Source organism: Amycolatopsis sp. SID8362 (genome assembly GCF_010550475.1).
Classification (GTDB): domain Bacteria; phylum Actinomycetota; class Actinomycetes; order Mycobacteriales; family Pseudonocardiaceae; genus Amycolatopsis; species Amycolatopsis eburnea.
On the sequence record NZ_JAAGNB010000891.1, the window covers coordinates 1 to 583 of the forward strand.

The following is a 583-nucleotide window of genomic DNA, read 5'->3' on the forward strand; positions in this document are numbered from 1 at the left end:
GCGGGCGACCAGGGCAGGTGGAAGGTGTCGGCGACGGCGAGCACCCGCCCCGAGCGCGTGAGCTCCGCGTCGAGGTCTTCGGCGGCCCGCGCCCAGGTCGCGGCGCCGCGGTACCCGAGCGGCTCGCCCGCGGTGCCGCCGTCGACGCGGGTGTGCTGGGAGAAGATCAGCTCCCCGGGACCGCCGTCGCACCGGACCGCCAGGCGGACGGCGTGCGCCAGGCGGGTCTTGACGCCGGGGTCGTCGGGTTCGAGGTAGGCCACCAGGTTGGTGGTGTAGCAGCTGAGTTCCGGGACTACGTCCGGGGCGTTGATGAGGTGCACGTCGACCTCCGTTGTCGTGGTGGGTCACCAGGGTGGTGGGTGGAAGGCGCAGCTCAGCGGCACCGGCGACCGGGTGCGCAGGCTGAGCCAGGTGAAGCCGCCCCAGCGCCCGGACAGCGCGCCGGGCCGGACGTCGATCGACCAGGGCCGCCCGCCCAGCCCGGTGCCGGCGGCCTTGACGCACGCCTCCTGCACGGTCCACACCCAGGCGAACTCCCGCGCGCGCCGGGCTCGCGGCAGTGCGGTGACGGCGGGGGCGT

General features: G+C 75.6%; 1 protein-coding gene and 1 pseudogene. Both read right to left on the minus strand.

All coding sequences use genetic code 11. The features are described from left to right. Positions 1–323: pseudogene (locus tag G3I65_RS27730) on the minus strand (hypothetical protein); the annotation flags it as partial. A gap of 24 nt (positions 324–347) precedes the next feature. Next, on the minus strand, positions 348–583 hold a 236-nt coding region (locus G3I65_RS27735), incomplete at its 5' end, for a 4'-phosphopantetheinyl transferase superfamily protein (RefSeq protein ID WP_160698726.1).